10 protein-coding genes are annotated in these 18,482 nt (G+C 49.6%); 3 read left to right on the top strand and 7 right to left on the bottom strand.

All coding sequences use genetic code 11. From position 1 onward, the window contains the following. Positions 1-213: 213 nt before the first annotated feature. Positions 214-942, top strand: coding sequence for a hypothetical protein (locus ICL55_RS25390; protein WP_188102751.1), 729 nt, complete (start codon positions 214-216; stop codon positions 940-942). Between the two features lie 35 nt (positions 943-977). Here the strand turns inward: ICL55_RS25390 and ICL55_RS25385 are convergent, their stop codons facing one another. The 3 genes from ICL55_RS25385 to ICL55_RS25375 all read right to left on the bottom strand — a co-directional run bounded on the left by ICL55_RS25385 (position 978) and on the right by ICL55_RS25375 (position 4,212). Then, entirely contained in the window at positions 978-2,486 is a 1,509-nt protein-coding gene (locus ICL55_RS25385; protein ID WP_188102749.1) for a rhomboid family intramembrane serine protease, read from the bottom strand. A 90-nt stretch (positions 2,487-2,576) separates the two neighbouring features. Beyond that, positions 2,577-2,978, bottom strand: a complete 402-nt coding sequence (locus tag ICL55_RS25380; RefSeq protein WP_188102747.1) for a hypothetical protein — start codon at positions 2,976-2,978, stop codon at positions 2,577-2,579. Between the two features lie 112 nt (positions 2,979-3,090). Then, positions 3,091-4,212, bottom strand: coding sequence for an alkene reductase (locus ICL55_RS25375; protein WP_188102744.1), 1,122 nt, complete (start codon positions 4,210-4,212; stop codon positions 3,091-3,093). Between the two features lie 105 nt (positions 4,213-4,317). On the opposite strand from ICL55_RS25375, the gene ICL55_RS25370 reads away from it, so the two are divergent. Next, a complete protein-coding gene (locus tag ICL55_RS25370) occupies positions 4,318-5,253 on the top strand; it encodes a LysR family transcriptional regulator (protein WP_188102742.1) in 936 nt (311 codons plus the stop codon). 64 nt (positions 5,254-5,317) lie between these two features. On the opposite strand, the gene ICL55_RS25365 is transcribed toward ICL55_RS25370, so the two are convergent. The 4 genes from ICL55_RS25365 to ICL55_RS25350 all read right to left on the bottom strand — a co-directional run bounded on the left by ICL55_RS25365 (position 5,318) and on the right by ICL55_RS25350 (position 15,001). After that, a complete protein-coding gene (locus ICL55_RS25365; RefSeq protein WP_188102740.1) occupies positions 5,318-7,234 on the bottom strand; it encodes a SusD/RagB family nutrient-binding outer membrane lipoprotein in 1,917 nt (638 codons plus the stop codon). Positions 7,235-7,253: 19 nt separating this feature from the next. Then, the gene (locus tag ICL55_RS25360) at positions 7,254-10,367 is read right to left on the bottom strand and encodes a SusC/RagA family TonB-linked outer membrane protein (RefSeq protein WP_188102738.1); all 3,114 of its coding nucleotides are present in this window, start codon (positions 10,365-10,367) and stop codon (positions 7,254-7,256) included. 125 nt (positions 10,368-10,492) lie between these two features. Beyond that, positions 10,493-11,683 (bottom strand): ROK family protein, encoded by a 1,191-nt coding sequence (locus ICL55_RS25355; RefSeq protein WP_188102736.1) that lies wholly within the window; start codon positions 11,681-11,683, stop codon positions 10,493-10,495. Positions 11,684-12,109: 426 nt separating this feature from the next. Beyond that, a complete protein-coding gene (locus ICL55_RS25350; protein WP_188102734.1) occupies positions 12,110-15,001 on the bottom strand; it encodes a triple tyrosine motif-containing protein in 2,892 nt (963 codons plus the stop codon). Between the two features lie 260 nt (positions 15,002-15,261). Here ICL55_RS25350 and ICL55_RS25345 point away from each other — a divergent pair, with 260 nt between their 5' ends. Beyond that, on the top strand, positions 15,262-18,477 hold the full coding sequence (locus ICL55_RS25345) for a SusC/RagA family TonB-linked outer membrane protein (RefSeq protein ID WP_188102732.1): 3,216 nt from the start codon (positions 15,262-15,264) through the stop codon (positions 18,475-18,477). Positions 18,478-18,482: the final 5 nt, after the last annotated feature.

The following is an 18,482-nucleotide window of genomic DNA, read 5'->3' as shown; positions in this document are numbered from 1 at the left end:
TGCAGCATCAATTAACAGTTGTAGTACTAATAAGACGGAAAATTTCGTGCCACCCCCCATTGCTCCAACAGAATTATTGAAAAGGAAGTACCCGTCATTGAAAATCTTCCTATAACTGTTTAATTGATTTTTCCCGCAACCGCTTTATAACCACCTTTAGTACACAAAAAAACAAATATGAAACCGCTTTTATTCTTAATCATGATAATAGGTTTGATACCCTGTTTAGCCCACGGTCAAACCGGTAGCTCCTGTCTCTCCCCTCACCTGGCCAAAGGCGACACGCTGACAAATATTTACTCCCGGACGATCGCCATGACCGGCGAGGGTTTTGCTCCGCTCGTATTCCGCATCAGCGGTAGCAGCTTCTATCAGGTGACCGACAACCATCCGCTCCGACCGGCCTTTGTGGAAACTGATCGGTACGACGGGCGCCCGGAAAACCGCTCCGCTACCGTCATCGGCCTGGATGGTAATAATATCTGGCAGGATAAACCTTATGCCAATACCAGCGCCAGCGGACTGATGTACAATACACTGATCTGGGGGCCGGCGCCGGCACAATTGCATGAGGGCGACACCTGGCAACACACCATCGGCGTCCCCTGGGAGCTGGGGGGCCCTGGCACACAAACAATCACGGTCGTCGCATTAGATAAGGAGCATCAAACTGTGACGCTGAAAAGAGAAGGCTTTAGCGAAGGGTTTTATGACAATGACGCCAAACAAATGGAGATCGCCACCACAGAGGGGAAAAAACTACGCGTGGAGGTAAAACCGGGCACCTCCCACTGGACAGGCTACACCACCTTCCGCCAGGGTATCGTTATCAGCGACGCCTTGCTGGTGACAAGGCCGGTATTGCTCACTTCCGGAGAACAACATTTCAGCGGACAACAACGACAGTATATTTTGCTCAACGCCATGCCACATCTGCCATGATAATGCACTGACGCCGGACATCAGGCCGGCACTGATTATGCACTTTTATGCTCCGGGAGCTCTTCCTGTTGCTGATCAGGAAGCTTCCGGGCATATATCCAGCCTATCACCAAACCCGCTGTCAATCCGCCGATATCTGCTACGGAATCACCAGCACTTTTGAATCCCAATATCAGGAAGAGGACCAACAACCCGGCTACGGCCATCACATACAGCAGGACCACACCCAGGTCCTGTGAGAATTTTCTCCTGAGAATAAACATCAACATCACGCCCCATATGCCCAGAATAGCGCCAGACGCGCCAAAGCTCAGACGGTCAGGATATACGATGATACTCAGTAAACTGCCGGCCATACCACTCAGCAACCAGGCAAACAGGAAACGTTTTCCGCGAATCACCGGCTCCAGTATGTAACCGGCCAGATACAGGATAGCCGTATACAAACCCAGTAATGGCGCAATGTTCAGGAACAAACTGGTCAACAGGCGCCACCACTGCCCACGGACCAGCAGCGGGCGGGAGACCGCTCCCCAAAACGTCAGTTCATCGGCCCCCGGACGGCTCAGTCCCGCGATCAGCAATGAAGATCCGATACACCAGCAAAGTATCACGGTGACAGGATTCCAGCGCCGCCTCAGCGAAATAACGGGCTTACCTTCCGGCTGTTTCAGCGGCGTTTTCAAACACACCATCAACCATACAGCCGGAAAAAGCAACAGGGTGCCGAGCAACCACCACAACGAGCTGCCCGTTCTTGCGCTAAACGGCCGTGTCATCGGCAACAGGAGTATATCGGTGTTATTATTATACCTGTTGTTCTGATAAACCGCCCGCAGAAAATTAGCGCGTTCGCAGGTATGTCCCTGCCGCTCCAGATAAGAACAGTCATATACCGTTCTCTCCTGAAACAACTGCCAGCTATGCCGGAAGAAGTCATCACAACGCGTGCTTTTCTCCTCATCAGATAACTTGTTACTCATAGAGGTCCGGTATTTAGCGCCATACCACGCCAGGCATTTACCGACAGCCGTATCACTGGCAGTATTAAATACCGGCGCTGTCACATACATACTAAAAACAAAAAGATTGCTATGTTTCCCTTCTATGGAAACCTGCGTCCATACAGAAGCATACTCCTTACCAACATACCATTGCTTTACCTGATAAGCTTCGGCTGACCGTTGGCTGATCTCTGCCATAGTTTGCAGCTGCACCAACGTCTTCCGCTCATTTCGTATATAGTATTGCGTTAGTATCGCCGGCAGCGCCAGCCCCATGTATACTATCAGGTAGTATAAAAAGTCGGATTTGTCGTGCCAGATATCCAGCAAGGCAATACGTGGCCACACCCAGTACCAGGCCGGCACAAAGGCTAATATCAAAGGGAGCGTTTTATCCAGTATATCTTCTTCCACCGGGAAAATGGCCAGATGTGTGAACAGCCACCAGTTCAACAAACTATACACGGCTGTAAACAGCAACAATGCAACCATAAAAGGGAGGAAGAAAGTCTTTATCCGCGCAACAACATTGTTTTGCATAGGGCATCCGTACTTTCAGTAAAGATAAAACATCTCCGCGCTGAAAACAGTCAGGTCGCCGGCTGAAGCCCATGACCTGACCATCATGCTTTACGGTGTCACCGTGATGCCTTTAGAGCCGTAAATCATTCCAAAACCATCTTCGGTAGTACCTGCCAGCATCAGCGTAAAAGAGCCGGTGCTGCCAAAATTAGCCCCCGTTAATGAGATGAGCGCTTTCCCATCTACGATCAGGCTCACATCGTACCGTGCCACCACCGTACCGTTGTGCGTAATCACCCAACTGGCATCCGAAGCCGGCGGCTGGCCAAACAGGTTAACGGAGTAGTCATACACGCCGGAAGACAGACTAATGGTATTAGAACCGGTCATGTTGATAAAAGCTTTTCCGGCGGCTACCGGCAAAGGAGATGGCCCATAATGGCTGGCCCGGGAAGTGGCGGCGCTGAGGGACAATACAATAGCGGCGCAGGCAATGAGGGATTTTTTCATGGAGTCGATATTTTGGATTAACGAAAATTGGTTGTATCCAAATATAACGCAAATAGTGGCAGCAAAGAAGCGCAAAAAAAGGCTGGATAAGGATATCCAGCCTTTGTATATTTTATGATAAAGCAGTGGCAGGTTGCGGGCAACAGGCATAGTCCGTATAGCCTTTGGCGGTACCTCCGAAGAAAGTAGAGGGATCTGGTGTGTTCAGTGGCAGATCGTGTTGCAGGCGGTAGGGCAGATCGGGGTTAGCGATAAAAGGACGGCCAAATCCCACCATGTCGGCCCAGCCTTTCTGCAGCGCTTCTTCTGCTCTGGCCTTGTTGTATTTACCGGAATAGATCAGGGTGCCTTTAAAGGCTTCCCGGTAAGCCTCCTTGAAGTCGGGAGACATCACAGGAGCATCCTCCCAGTCGGCTTCCGCAATGTGGATATACGCCACCCCGATCTCGTTGAGCAGCCGGGCAGCAGCGATGTACGTTTCTTCCGGATGATCATCTTTTGCGCCCATGAGGGTAGTGAGCGGCGCCTGACGCACGCCCACCCTGTCTTTTCCGATGACCGCAACAACGGCCGTTGTCACCTCTTTCAGGAAACGCAAACGGTTTTCAAGGTTACCACCATATATATCTGTACGATGGTTGGTTTGTGAGTCGAGGAACTGTTCTATCAGATAACCATTGGCGCCATGCAATTCCACACCGTCAAATCCGGCAGCTATGGCGTTTTCCGCGGCAACGGCGTAATCGTTGATGATAGCCTTGATTTCCGGGATGGCCAGCTCACGGGGCATGGAGTGCTGCTCCTTACGGAAACCGCCACCAGCCGGGCCTGCGCCGGTGGCATCCAGCACCACGCTCACCCCCTGGGCAAGGATGGCAGACGGAGCTACGGGAGCAGCGCCGCCGGGTTGTAGAGATACGTGTGACACACGTCCTACATGCCATAATTGGGCAAATATCCTCCCGCCTTCACGATGTACCGCTTCCGTTACTTTTCGCCAGCCTGCTACCTGCGCGGCGGTATAAATGCCCGGCGTCCAGGCATATCCCTGCCCTTGTTGACTGATCTGCGTACCTTCTGTAATGATCAGTCCGGCAGTGGCGCGCTGACGGTAATACTCCGCCATCTGATCGGTGGCAGCATCGCCGGCGCCAGCCCTGGAACGGGTCATGGGCGGCATCACGATCCTGTTATTCAGTACGATATTTCCGATAGTATGTTTAGTGAAAAGCATTGTCTTCTGTTTTAGGTCGTTCATTCGATAAGGCAAATTTCCTACTAAATAAATCATCATACAAATAAGTTAAGTTGTACTTTTGTATCAGAAAAATGATAGGTTATGAATCTGAATATGGAATGGTTACGTACCTTCAAAACCATCTACGAGAAAGGTACCCTTACTGCGGCAGCGCAGGCGTTATATATCTCGCAACCGGGCGTTAGCCTGCATCTCAACTCACTGGAGGTGGCTACCGGCTACAAACTGTTCGATCGCTCCGCGAAGAAAATGGTGCCTACGGAAAGGGCCAAAGTACTCTACAACTTCATTCAGGAGCCGATGGGCAGACTGGAAATGGCGGAACAGGTATTTCACCGCAGCAGCCGGGAAGGCCGCTCTACCATCAGCATCGGCATGTGCTTTGAAACGTTCCAGTTTACGCTGGAAAGATATATCTCCACACTACCCTTCAATGTGATCGTGAAATTCGGCCTGTATCAGGAAATGATACATGACCTCGATAAAGGTGTGCTGGACCTGATCGTGACACCGGAAAAAGGCGAGCAGACCAACCTCGAATTCAAACCTTTCTCCCGCGAGAAAATCCTCCTGGTATGTGGTGAACGCACGAATATCAAACCGCTGAAAACGTTGTTGAAAGAGCTCGAAGTAAAAGATGAGAAAGTAAAAGCGGCTAAAATCGGCGCGCTGGAAAGCTGGTTGAAACAACAGGTGTGGTATAGTACCGCGGCAGATATGGACCATCTGAAACGGTTCTGGAAAATGAACCTTCGGCAGAACATCGACTTCAAGCCCAACTACATCGTACCTAATATCAGTTCCATTGTTCGTTGCCTGAGCGGCAATGAGGGTTTTGCGATCATTCCCGATTTCCTTTGCCGCGATGAGATCAAATCAGGGCAGGTGAAAGCAGTATGGGCAGGCGATATCAAAGTGGAGAACACCCTGTATTTCGGGTCTCGTAAAAAAACTATCTACAGCAAAGAAATCAAAATGGTGGAAGATATCTTCCGCAAAGAAATGGGAGCACTGTAAAAAAAGTCAGCCGTTAATTGTTTCCAACTAACGGCTGACGTGACAGTTATGGTGAAGCAAATAATTACTGTTGTTTAGCCCACCACAGCGGCGTGGTCGCTTCTTCAGTACCACCCAGCGCTTTCACAGCCTGATCATATCCCTGTGCATTGGTATTTCTTACCACGGAAGGATATTTCAAACGCTGCGGGAAGAACTTGATGCTGCTGGTCATATAATTGCTGTTGGTGAGGGCAGGCAAACCAGGCAATGGTTGTTCTACGTTCGGCGTTTCGAAGAAAGGCAGTCCCAGTCTACGCTGATCACTCCAGGCCTCCAATGGCAGCCATGGCATGTTCGCGATGTACTTCTGCGTGATGATCTTGGTCAGCAGGTCATTTTTCACTGCGCCATTTTTATACAGGTTGTTAACCGGATATTTAACGGCAACGGTGCCCGGAGCATCGGTGTAACCGTTTTTGAAGTTCATCGTACGGGTAGCTGGTGGTTCAGCAACGTGGTCCCAGCTTACGGAAGTACCTACGGTATTGAAATCAGTAGAAGTCAGGTAAGTGCCCAGGAACTGTGAAACGTTCCAGTATTCAAAGTTCTGCGTGATCGCTTTTTCATACGCTGCTTTACCCGCCATTGGTACGTTCCATCCTCTAACAGCGGCTTCCGCCATCAGGAAGTAAGTTTCCCACGGAGCAAAGAAGATACGTTTGCTGGTGCTGCTGCGGAACTGCTGGCTCATACGCGGAGAAGCTGCAGGCCAGTAGTACCAACGGTTGTTGGTGCCTTTATCGCCCCAGTCACCACCGGTAGAACCGTTCCATGCCATTTTCCCATCCAGCAGTTTAGCCGTGTCTTTGCCATTTTTGATCAGCGCACGGGCGGTCTGTTTCCAGGCAGATTCGTTCCAGGAAGGATAGCGGCAGAAGTTAGGATTGGAGAAATCACCACCAGGGATAAACGCCTTGTAAGCGCGTGGGTCGATTGTTTGCGGCAAACCATCAAACCAGAAACCTGCCAGCGGATCGTTGGAAGTAGTCGGGAAGTGGTCTGTCAACTGTAAACCCGCCCAGTCAGCAGGTCTGATATAAGGCTGATACACGGCGTCTGTCAGCTGATCAGCTGTTTTCACACCCCCCAGGCCGTTATAGATATTTTCCATGGTGGTGGAGAGAATTTGTTCGTTCCACTCGCGGCTCATCACACCGGTGAGTGCATCCCATCCTGGTTTTTCCTGTACCTGGAAAGTCTGGCTCATGTCCGTGATCAGATCGCCGGAAACAGCCGCTTCAAACTCCGTTTTTGCTTTGGCGCCATCTACTTCAGACAAACGCATAGCCAGGCGCAGACGCATAGAATTAGCGTACCGCTGCCATTTTTTGAAGTCATAGCCGTAAGACGGGTCCAGCTTTTTCAGTGGTTCCGTAGGTGCGAGGTCCAGGTTCAGTTTGGCACTGGCATCTTTCAATTCGGCCAATGCGAAATAGTACACGTCTTTTACGCTCGCGAAGGTGGGCGTAGTGCCTTTATAACCATCGATAGACACCGGTCCGAAGTTATCAGACATTTCTGTCAGCAGGTACGCTCTCCAGATACGGGCCACCTGCAACAGGTTGTTCGTATATTCATTAACGGCGCCTTTCTGAATTTTCCCTTCTGACATCTGCACTGCAGCGTTGATGCTGGTGAGCCAGCTGGTCACCTGGTTGTAGTAAGCGGAGCTCCAGCCGTCATTTACCTGACCAGCAGTGAAGCCGTCATCTAAATCCTGGTGGGCAGCGGATTTCCAGTACAGCACGAAAGAACGTTCGGCCACATCCGGGTCCATCTGTGCAGCAATGATAGCGCTGTTGATGAGGAATTCTTCCTGCACCTGGCTTTCACTGGCTGACTTTGGGTTTTGATTGATATCATCAAATTTACTGCAGGCGGTCAGCAGCATAGAAAACGCCGCCAAAGCCAAACCTGATTTTATGAATATTTTTTTCATGTCAGTTGCAAATTAATGGTTAGAAACTAAGGCTAAGGTTCACCAGGAATGTACGGGTGGTGGGAGGTGCACCGTTTTCAAAGCCGGTAGCGTTGGAACCGATCGCGAATACAGACTCAGGGTCCAGGCCGCGCATATGGCTGGAGATCATCCATACGTTGTTGCAGGCCAGGCCTACTTTCACGGACTGTACCGGCAGGCGGCCCAATGCGCTTCTTGGCACGCTATAGTTCAGCTGTACGTTTCTGAGACGGATGCTGGTAGCATCGTACACGTTGATATCAGAAGCACCGAGGTTACCGTTGGTAACGGCTTTCCAGTATTGCTGCTGTGTAATGGATTTGTTGTTGGCTGCATAAGTACCGTTACCGTTATCGATAACACCGGGCACTACCAGATCATTTCTTTCTCCACCTGGCGCCGTTACGGCTGCGGTACCACTTTTCTGCATCATCAGTTGCGTTACGGAGTACATTTCACCACCAATGCGGGCATCGATCAGGAAGCCAAGGGTGAAGTTTCTGTAAGCAAAGGTATTGGTCACGCCCACCAGCGCTTTAGCGCCCTGGTTGCCCAGATATACGTTGGTACCGTCGATCTGCGGACGGCCATCAGCTGTCAGTATCAGTTGACCGTAGTACTGGCTTTTTTCGTCTTTTACACGTTTTAACTGAGAACCATAGATATCACCATACAGGGAACCTGTTTTAGCCAGGATGGATACTGCGTCAAAACCACCCAGCGGATAGATGTCTACACCTTCTGCATGGCTGATGTCGATGATCTTGTTGCGGTTGATAGATACGTTACCGGAGATGTTCCACAGCAGTCCTTTCTCTCTGGTCAGGATTTTGGCATCCGCCATGATCTCAAAACCACTGTTCTGGATGTTACCGGCGTTGATCTTACGTTTGCTGTAACCGCTGGCAGGGTCCATTGGTAAATCGATTAACTGATTGGTCGCATTGGATTTGTAGTACGTGAAATCAAGTCCGAAGCGGTTGTCCACAAAACGGAATTCTGCGCCAAACTCATGAGATTTGATCAACTCACTTTTCACCGTTTTGTCGAAGAAAATCTTATCGCGGGAAGCAGTAATGTTACCATTAGGATCTTTACCGATCACGTAGTTGTTGTACAGTTGATAAGCAGGCAAGCTGTTACCTACAGCGGCGTAGGAAGCTCTCAGTTTACCATAGCTCAACCAGGACGGCAGTGTTTTGATATGTTCTGTAAACAGGTAAGACAGGCTCACAGACGGATAGAAGAAAGAGCGGTTTTCAGGGCTCAGGGTAGAAGACCAGTCGTTACGACCGGTAACATCGAGGAACAGGTAGCTGTCCCAGTTCACACCGGCAGTAGCATACAGGGAGTTGATACGTTGCTCAGACACCTGGTCAACGATACCCGGGTTACCTTCTGCGTTGTTGATGGAAAACAGGTTCGGTACCACGAGGTTGCCAGCGCTGCTGGCCAGGCGGGAAGATTTCTGTTTCATCAGGTTACCGCCCACGCTGACATTACCGCTCAGTTTACCTACCAGATTATCTTTCTTAGCAGTCACCAATGCGCTGTAGTTCAGCTCAGAGAAAGTGAATTTACCGGTGCTGTAACCACCATTGGTAGCGGCAGGGCTGCCGGCATATGTTTTAGTTTCTGTGTTGGTGGTATACATATCACCACCTGCTTTTACTTCAGCGTTCAACCAGTCGGTGAACTGATATTTCACGGCGCCGTTCAGGATGAAACGGTTACGGATATCCTGGTTTTGCAGGTATTTGGTGGCCCAGTAAGGGTTGATGTCGCTACCATTGGAATACCAGCGCATTTTACCGAATTCGTTCAGCGGATCTTTGAACTGGGTGATGTCCATGGAAACAGGCATGGTGTACAGCAATGTGGCGTAGTTACGGGCATTGGAGCCGGTAGCAGGCCTGTTTACTGCGTTGGTATTGGAGTATTGCACTTTGAAGTCTGTAGACAGACGGTCTTTTGCGCCATACTTGCTGGTGATCCTGCTGGTCACGTTCACGCGGGAGAGTTTAGCGCCCGGGATCATGCTTTTATCATTCAGATAATTCAGTGAGGTGAATACAGCCGTTTTATCCAGCTGTTGCTGGAAAGAGATATTTTGATTGTGGTTGATACCAGTGCCATAGAAAGCATTGACGTTATCGAAGTAACGCATGTTTTCTTTTTTGTTGGCCCAGTTGGTCACTTCCTGGCCTTCGATTTTCGGGCCCCAGCTGTTGCCGTCGATCGGGTTGAACACGCCGTTAGCACCTTGTCCGAAAGTTTTTTGTCTGTCAGGACGAGTGAAGAAAGTTTCCACGCCCAGAGAAGAGGAAACCGTAATACCAACACCGGAATTCTTTCTGCCTGTTTTGGTAGTGATGAGGAGTACGCCATCACCGGCACGGCTACCATACAATGCAGCAGCGGCGGGGCCTTTCAGCACAGAAACGCTGGCGATGTCATTGGCATTCAGGTCAGACAAACCGTTACCCATGTCCAGGGAAGGGTTCCAGTAGTCATTGGTACCATCGGTACCAACGCCGGTGGAGTTATCGATAGGTACGCCATCTACTACGATCAGCGGCTGGTTCTTACCATTCAGGGAAGTGTTACCACGCAGGTTGATTTTAGAAGATGCAGCAGGACCGCCGCTGGCGCGGGTTACCTGCAAACCAGCCACCACGCCTGTCAGTGCGTTGGTGATGTTGGTTTCATGCGCTTCCACCAGTGTGTTAGCTTTTACTTCCTGCATAGAATAGCCGAGTGATTTTTTCTCACGGCTGATGCCTAAAGCGGTTACCACCACTTCATTTAAACCTTTGGAATTATCCTGCATGACCAGGTCCAGGTTACCGTTGGCAGGCACTTCCAGTTTGGTGAATCCTACACTTGTGATGACCAGGGTAGCATTGGGGCCTACCTGTACGCGGAAAGCACCTTTTTCGTTGGAAGTAGCACCATTGGTGGTACCCTTTTCAACAATGGTTGCATAGATTATAGGGGCGCCGGAGCCATCCTTCAGGGTACCGGATACCCATTTTTTCTCCTGCGCATAAGCGCTTTGACAGCAAAGGGCTACCAGACAAGCCAGCAGCGCAAAGCCTAACCACCTTTTCATTGCGGTAAATTTTGAATTTAAATAATAAATGATGACACGTTACTGTTACAGTTACAGCACACGAAGCCTTGTACAGCCCAGGCAGTGCTGTTTATCCTTTTGATTGATGCTTTAAAATTTTTGTATTATCCTCTTAGTTGGCCCCTATCCAAATTTTCCATAACAAGTGCTGCTGCTCCCAGTCTTTCTGCAGCATATCCCAGGGACGAAATTTTTATTTCTACATTTTCCGCGATTTTTGGAATACAATGCTCATTCAATGCATGCTGAACCGGCGCTAACCAAAGCTTTCCTGCTTTTGTGCCTCTGCCGCTCAAAATCACCAGCTTGGGGTTAAATAAATGAATCAGTATAGCGATCCCCCTGCCGATATGATATCCTGCTTCCGATAATAATTCTACGGCGTATTTGTCGCCCTTAATAGCGGCGTCCATTATCTGATGATACGTGGCAATTCTGTTTTCCATAGACAAGCCTTTCATCACCGTGGTTCTTCCGGCCTGAATACCGGCAATCGCTTTTTCTGCGATCACGGAAAGTGAGGTCTCTGTTTCCAGACAGCCCATTTTTCCACAACTGCATATCTTATTGTTGGTGAACAAAGGAATGTGACTGAACTCACCGGCAAATCCGTTCTCACCACGGAAAAGACTACCATTTAACACCATCCCCAGTCCTATGCCCCAACCAATATTGATCACCAGCGCGTGCTGCCGCTGACGGGCTTCGCCCAGCTTCCACTCCGCCAATGCTATCAGGCTCGAATCATTGTCAATCATCACCGGTACCCCGGTCACCATCTCCAGATATTCATGAATGCTCTTCGCCGGTATGTCAAAGAAAGAATAATTGACACCCTTTGTCACATCCACAAAACCCGGCATACCAATACCAATACCTGCAAATTTTTCTTTGGGAATACCAGATACTGCTATCACCTTTTTTAATTCCTGCCCCAGGATTGAAATCCCATCAGGGTGCGCTGATAATGATAGCTCCAATACATGCTCCTCACCAACCATCCGGTTGCTCATGTCCAGAATACAAATGCTGGTCATGAACTGGTCCATCGCCACCGATAATATATACAGATAGTCCTGTCGTACAGAATATACCTGCGGACGACGCCCTCCTGTAGATATCGCATATCCCGACTCTATCACTAACCCTTCCTTCACCAATTCGTTCAGCGCTTTCGTTGTATGCGGCAAACTTCTGCCGGTCAACTGCGTCAGGTCGGTACAGGATAACTCCTTGTTGAAGTAAAGGTGTTTCAGTATTGTCTTCTTGAATAATTCTTGGCGGTCAGACACCATTTTGATTGATAATATTTGTCTGGTCTCGATTTTATAACAAGTGAATCAGCGAATCTCTTAATTCCGGTTCAAGATAGCCAAACTTTCTAAAACTAAACAAGAACTTCCATGAAAATTTTAATTAGTTCGATATAATTATCAAAAAAATGCGTGAAGTTATTATGAAAATGTTAATTCTGTATCAGAAAAAAGCAAAAATCAGCTCGTAAAAATCAGCTAAAACGTAAAAGCAGGTAAAACGTTTTATGTTCACGCAAAGCAGCAAAGGCCCATCATAACTTGTAAGAGCGCAAAGGAGCGAAGATCGCAGTTTGTTAAAAACAACATTTAGCCATAGGCTTAGTATAATCGACAAACTGCGATCTTCGCTCCTTTGCGCTCTTACAAAACACGGTAGGTCTTTTAATTTTTCTTTGCGTGAAATTGCTAGATAGTGTGAAAGAAATCAGTCATCTGCTGTTCGGTAGGCAGGTTCAGCTTCTTACGCAACCGGTAACGCTTGATCTCTACGCCACGCACGGATATCGCCATCAGCTGCGCGATCTCCTTGCTGGACAGCTTCAGCTGTAAATAAGCACACAACTTCAGATCGGTATTGGTCAACACCGGATAACGGTCCTTCAGCTTCTTCAGAAAATTATTATTGATCTCATCAAAGTGAGAGGCAAACTGCTCCCAGTTGGCATTGTTCTTTTCTACATCATTCAGCAACAGCAACGCATTGCGGATCTCAGGGTTATTGTCATTCTTCTTATACACACTGGCCAGAATATCCTTTACCTTCACCAGCGCATCTCCTTTCTCCACCAGATGCAACGAGGCGTCGGCCAGTGCATTGTTCTTAAAGCGGATTTCATTGGCCAGTTTCTCATTCTGCAATTCAATGATCTCCTTTTCATTCTTCTCCAACTCCAGCTGATGAATGTATTTCAGCCTGGCCTGCTCTTCGTCAAACTTACGCTGCTGCACGGCCAGGTTACGCTCCTGCCAGCGATATAACAGGTATAACAACCCCGCCAGCAACAGGCTGTATAACAGGTACGCCCATACGGTTTTATACCATGCCGGCTTCACACTGAACTGATAACGCAACTCCACAGATTCATGCCCCAGATTATCCCTGGCCTTCACTTTAAACACATATTGGCCGTCAGGTAAGTTGGTATAATCCTTTTCCGGTCTCGACGACCAGGCAGACCAGCGCCCATCATACCCTTCCAGCTGATAGCTGTACTCTATATTGTTCTGCAACCCATAAGCCGGGGAACTATATTCGAAATGGAAAGAGTTATAACTTTTAGGCAACGCCGGCGCTTCTTTCTCTTCCTGCACATAGCCCGTGGCAGTACGGTTAAAGTAACCGCCAAAAATCAGGCTGTCTGATTTACCCAGTGCCCGCACCTGCCCCATCATAATACGCACCTGCTGCTGGTTGCCCGTATACTTTTCATAGTTCAGGTGGATCATGCCTTTCTCAGACCCGATGAAAATATTCTCTTTATTAAAAGGATAGATGTTCTCAAATCCGAGTAAGATCTTCCCATCCAGCTCAGGAATATAGGTGATGGTAAAAGGCTTTCCTCCCGACGACCGGCGAAAATCCACTACCCCGATCTTTTTACCGCTACAGAACCAGAGGTTACCATCCGTATCTTCATTCAGATAACGGATGTCCATGGTGCCGAAAACAGGCTGCAGGAAAGCAGAAGGGACAAACTTCCCGGTAGCTGCATCAAATTCGTATACCCCCTTCGCGGTACCAAACACCACCCGGTTCTTTACTTTAAACACAAAATTATTCAGCGCTGATGGCAGCCCCGCACTGTCGGTAAACAAATGAGCAGCGAGCGTTTTACGATCGGCCGACAGCTGTAGCTGGTATACGCCCCGGTACGGATGCGAGGCCCATATCATGTTATTGTTGTCTATCTCCAGAAAACGGATGGACTCCTGTAACCCTTGTACCATGCCCCGGTCCACAAAACGCCCCTGTTCAAACCCCAGCATCCGCACGCCGGCGTAGGTACCGGCCAATACTTCGGCGGCGGGATACACAGCCGTCATCGGCTTAAAGAGCCAGGTGCCCGGCCCATATGCCAGCGGCTTGCTCAGATGCTCTGCTACTTCAAAACAACCAATATGCTGCCCTATCAGCAGGTGGCCGTTCACCTCATCAAACCGCCATACTTCATGCTGACTGCCAGCCATCCGCACAAAATCTCCTTTGGAAAAACTCAGGTCGCCACTGCCCGACAGCGGCACATAATAAGCGCCGTCGGAGGTGGCGAGATACAACTGTCCCTTAAAGATCCGGGCAGAATAACCCGATACCTCGTTGGTCTTACTGGGATTGATGTATTTAATAGCTGCATTATAAGCGATAAAACTGATCCCGTTATTTAATCCTGCCCACAGGTTATTGTCTTTATCCAGGAAGACACTGAGCACATTATTGTTCTGCAGCCCTTCTGTCCGGGAGATCTTCTGCACAATACGTCCGGCGAAGTCCATCACCAGACAGCCTTCCGCCGTGGTAGCCGCTACCAGCTCTCCGGCATTGATGCGGGTACATACGGAAAGATTAACGCCTGCCGGCAAACGGCTGTCCTGCTTTTGCAGACTGCCATCCGGGCCGATGAGAAAAAGTCCATCTGTTTGTGTGGTAATCAACAGGCTGTCGGGGCCTATCTCCATCATACCTGATATCAGTACATTATTGAGCGGCTGCCTGGTATGGAGCGGTACCCACTCATGGCGGTCCAGTTGCAGCAGACCGTTTGCTTTGTCCTGTGCATATAATTTATTGCCCACCTTCCGGAGGTACATCCACTCGCTGGTGGTAGAGTATACTTTAATACTGTTGTTACGAAATTCCATGAGCCGGTCCGATGCCTGGAAAAAAACCGACTCTCCGAAGAGCTCTATCCGCCAGATGTCCGCGAACCTGTTCTGCGATTTTGGCAGCAATTTTTTCAAAGAAGTATAGGTCAGCACCCCATTGGCCCCTCTTTCAAAATACCCTATCTCATCCTGGCCACCGGCATATACCCGGTCGTTGCTGTCCATCGCCAGGGCACGCACAATGGTTTTATTCGGTAACGGATATACGTTCCAGTGACTGCCGTCATAGGTCAGCATCCCTTCATTATTGGCGAAGTACATCATGCCCCTGCTGTCTTGCCGGATATCCCAGGTTTGTGTCCCTGCTTTAAAGTCACTCTTATTGTAATTGATGATCTGCGGTAGCCCTATAGTGTTTTGTCCGGCACAGGTCAACGTGCATAGGCATATCAGGATAAGCAAGCACCATATTCTCATGAAATGAAGATATACAATTCGGATGATGTAGTAATGATGTAGTCAATATTTATTGAAAATCAATCTTTTGAAGATTTGTGATGTAGTAGAGATGTAGCCGTTTTGTTTGGGCAGAAAAGTGCTTCCTATAATTTTACTGCATCCGGAACAACATCCCTGTCAACTAAAATCAAAACGGAATCTTCAAAAAAATTGAAACGAAAGATCAGCATCATTACCGGACACCCTCCCGTATGAAACTGTAAAAACTGAACTCACGTATGAAAAAATTTCTTCCATGCATGCTGATGCCTGTACTGTTGTTTTTTGCCAATATGTCATGGGCGCAGCACATCCCTGTTACCGGCAAAGTAACAGATGAAAAAGGGGAAGCGATCCCCGGGGCATCGGTGGTGTCCCGCAATAGTAAGACGGCAGTTGCCGCCAATGCCGATGGCACCTTCCGTATCAATGTGCTCCAGGGCGAAAAAATCCTGCACGTATCCGCCATCGGATTTGTACAGCAGGAAGTCACCATCACCGCAGCGCCGCTGCACATCAGATTACAAACGTCTCCCAGTGACCTGAACGAAATACTCGTTGTAGGGTATGGTACCCAGAAAGTAACGAAGGTGTCGGGAGCGGTATCTACGGTAAAAGGTAACGATATCGCTGCCCTTCGGCCGGTAAGGCCGGAAGAAGCCCTGCAAGGCCGCGCGTCCGGCGTGAATGTGATCCAGAGCGGTTCCCCCGGCGCCAAACCTACGGTACTGATAAGAGGCATTCCCTCCTATACCGGCACCGATCCCCTGGTGATCATCGATGGCGCCATGCAGTCGCTCGACGACCTCAACGCCCTCAATGCCGCCGACATCGAATCGATCAACGTACTGAAAGACGCCGCTACCACCGCTATCTATGGCGTTAAAGGCGGCAACGGCGTGATTGTTGTCACCACCCGCGGTGGCAAAAAGAACCAGAAGCCCGACCTCACCATCAACGCCAACTACGGCATACAGGAAGTGCTGAAAACCATCCCGGTGCTGAACGCGGCGGAATATGGCGCCATTATTAATGAAGGCAGCGTTGCCTCTGGCGGCAATATCATCTTCCCCGACCTGGCTAAGTTAGGCGCAGGCACCAACTGGCAGAAAGAGATCTTCCACTCCGCCCCCATCATGAGCTACAACGCCAGCTCCCGCGGTGGCAGCGACCGGATGACTTACTTCCTGTCTGCCGGATACCTCGCTCAGGATGGTATCACCGGCGGCGGCAACAAGTCCAATTTCAAAAGGATCAACGTTACCGCCAACGTCTCCGTAGACATCACCCGCAAACTGAAGTTCATCCTGAATACCAGCTTCGTTAACATCAAAAGCAAAGGGATACAGGAAAACTCGTTCAATTCCATCATCGGTAGCGCACTCAACTTCGACCCTACCGTGCCCGTATACAATAATGTTCCCAACACCACCGGCAAATACAGCTTCAGTAACCTGCTGCTGTCCGAGATCTTCAACCCGCTTACCAAACTGGAAAACACCTACAACCAAAACAACGGTAACAAACTGTATGGTAAAGCAGAACTGCAATATGAAGTAATCAAAGACCTGAAACTGACCGGCCGCTTCGGCTACACCAACTGGGACAATACCGGCAAAACCTTCACCCCGCTGGTGTTCTATGGCCCGCTCAACGTGGAAAACACCATGACGGCCGATGGTACGCCGGTAGTCATCAAAAATGGACTGGGCGGTATTTCCTCCAGTTCACATAACAACGTCTCCCAAACCAAAGAAGGTAACTTCAGTTTCACCGCCGAGGCTTTCGCCAACTATACCTTTAACGTGAAGAAAGATCACCACTTTGATGTGGTAGCCGGCGGCACTATCTATAAAACCACCGCCAACGGTATCACCGCTACCGCACAGGACGTGCCTTTCAACTCCTGGGCTTTCGCCGACCTCAGCGCCGCCACCGGCAATAATACCGCCGGCGTGATCTATTTCCGCGATACGGTGATCAACGGGGTGGCCACGCAGGTACGCGACCCGCGCGGCGACGTGGCGCCTAACCTCAACGCCCGCACGAACAGCAACTATTACTCCTTCCGGCGTAACCTGTCGTACTTTGGCAGGATCAATTACGACTATAAAGACAAATACCTGGCTTCCTTTACCGCCAGAAGGGACGGCTCCTATGCCTTTGGCTTAAATAACCCGTATGCCAACTTCTTCTCCGGCTCCGCCGGATGGGTGGCCTCACAGGAAGACTTCTTCCGGTCAAATTTTATCAGCTTCCTGAAAATCAGAGGCAGCTATGGTACGGTAGGCAACGAGAACGTAAAACCATCCCCCGTTAAAATCGTTACCGGCGGCCCTAACTATTCCGATGGTAACAACAACGGCTATACGTTTGGCAACACGTTCCTTCCTGGTTCCACCGTGGCTTCTTATGCTAATCCCGGCATGTCCTGGGAGAAACAGACACAGTTCAACGCCGGCTTCGATGCCACCTTCTACAATAGCAAATTCTCCGTGTCAGCAGATTATTTCAGGAAAGAAGTAAAAGGCCTGCTGTTTGTATCCGAACCATCGCTGTATCTGGGCACTGCACAGGTACCGGAGTCCAACATCGGCTCCACCCGCAGCAGTGGCGTGGAACTGACGGTAGGTTATAATGAAAATATCGGTCGTGACCTGAAACTGAACACCAACCTCAATTTCACGACTGCCCGCAATATTGTAACGGCCACCAACGAAGACGGCACCGCCTTCATACAGGGCGGCGGCTACTTCAACGGCGTGTCTCAGAATGTGACCCGCTTTGAAAAAGGAAAAGCGCCCGGCTATTTTTACGGTTACCAAACCGCCGGCCTGTTCCAGACCACCGACGAAATCGCCAAAGCCCCCAGGCAAGACGGCGCCCAGCCCGGTGACATCCGCTTCGTGGATGTAAACGGCGACGGCGTTATCAACGATAAAGACAAAACCGAAATCGGCAACCCTTTCCCGAAATTCACGCTCGGATGGAACCTGTCACTCTCCTATAAAAAATTTGATCTCAATGTATTCACCTACGCTTCGGTAGGCAACGACGTTTATCGCGCCTATGAAAGAAACGCCAACTACACCAACAAATTCCGCGATGTACTGGACAGATGGACCGGCCCCGGCAGCACCAACGACGCCCGCCATCCCCGCTACTCTTTCACCGACGCCAATAGCAACATCCGCGCATCCGACCGCTACGTGGAAGACGGCTCTTTCGTGAAAATCAAAAATATCCTGCTCGGCTATACGCTGCCGACTACTTTCTTCCAGCGGGCAGGCTTCTCACAGGTACACGTATACGTACAGGTGAAAAACGCTTTCACCTTCACGAAGTATTCCGGTTACGATCCTGAAATATCCGGTTTCATCATGAACACCGGTGTGGACCGCGGCGCATACCCGCAAGCCAGAACATGGTCTGTAGGCGTTGATTTCAAACTGTAAAAAAA

The sequence above is a fragment of the Chitinophaga varians genome, from assembly GCF_014529945.1.
GTDB lineage: Bacteria > Bacteroidota > Bacteroidia > Chitinophagales > Chitinophagaceae > Chitinophaga > Chitinophaga varians.
The sequence above is the reverse complement of the archived record's forward strand: the minus strand, read 5'-3'. Positions and strand labels throughout refer to the sequence as shown.